This is a genomic window from Sphingobacterium composti (assembly GCF_009829075.1).
In the GTDB taxonomy this organism is placed as follows: Bacteria; Bacteroidota; Bacteroidia; order Sphingobacteriales; family Sphingobacteriaceae; genus Sphingobacterium; species Sphingobacterium composti.
This window is the reverse complement of sequence record NZ_WUQZ01000056.1, coordinates 1-1,069: the sequence shown is the minus strand read 5'-3', so window position 1 is coordinate 1,069 and position 1,069 is coordinate 1. Positions and strand designations below refer to the sequence as shown.

Here is a 1,069-nt window from a genome sequence, read left to right as displayed (position 1 = left end):
ATCCTTTTATACAGGATAATTCAACTGCCATGATTTTAAAAGATTCTTCAAATACTCGTGCCATATGTTAACAAATTTAATTCTTTATTTTTTAAATCTGTCTCCACTCAAAGGTAGCAACTCCAGTATGGAATGCCTATAAACCATAAGGCCGTGCTTAGGCTGATGGAAGAAATGAAATTGAGGAGCCTGATCAGAGTGAAAAAGTACCGGTCATATCGGGGGATATAGGAAAAATTGCTCCCAATATTCTTAACAGTGATTTCAAGGCTGACAGACCATACCAAAAGTGGGCCACAGATGTTACAGAGTTCAAAGTAAAGGGAAGGAAGCTCTACCTTAGCCCGATCATTGATCTGTTCAATCAGGAAATAATCAGTTATGAAAGTAATTATACTTCACATACGAAACTATTCCTTTACCCTCCATGAGTTCGTAATTCTGCTCACTGCCGTAACCTGCATCTGCCACCACTTCTTCACTTTGAGTTTGATATTGCTGCTCAAAGCTCTCCAAATGGGAGGCTAAGGTTACTGTATCAGCTGTAGTTTGATGAATACTATATTGGGTGATGAATTGATTTTCTGTACTGATCTGGGCATTATAAGCGGGTTTTAGTTGACCATTCCTCATGTGATCTTCTTTCATGCGCATAAATGTGGCATCTGGATCGGTTTTACTGTAACTATTACGGTCACCTAGAATTTCCAACTGCTGCTCATATTTTTCCAATCGAGGGAGATAATCTTCTTCCAGTTTTTTAAGTTGTTTCTGCGTAGCCTTACTTTTTTCTTGGATATCCGCATTGAGCTGATCCATTTTCTTCTTTAGCTCGATGCTATCTATAGGTTTAGGAGTCTCATCTCTGTTTAACTCAGATTGATCCTGTTTGATTTGTGAATCAATATCTGCAAGTACGGAGGCTATGTGTGTTTCTAATTTTGCTTTATTCTTCTCGATAGACTTCTTCCAAACAAAGCTATAACGCCCTGAAGCTGATTCAATCTTGGTCCCATCAATATACTGAACCCTCAGACTCACATATTCTAAGTCATGGAGCATGCAAACA

General features: G+C 38.5%; 2 pseudogenes. One reads left to right on the top strand and one right to left on the bottom strand.

The window, feature by feature from the left end:
- Positions 1-129 precede the first annotated feature (129 nt).
- A pseudogene (locus GOQ17_RS16475) lies at positions 130-383 on the top strand (IS3 family transposase); the annotation flags it as partial.
- Here the strand turns inward: GOQ17_RS16475 and GOQ17_RS16020 are convergent.
- Positions 382-1,069 (bottom strand): annotated as a pseudogene (locus GOQ17_RS16020) (transposase); the annotation flags it as partial. The pseudogenes GOQ17_RS16475 and GOQ17_RS16020 sit on opposite strands and share 2 nt — an antisense overlap.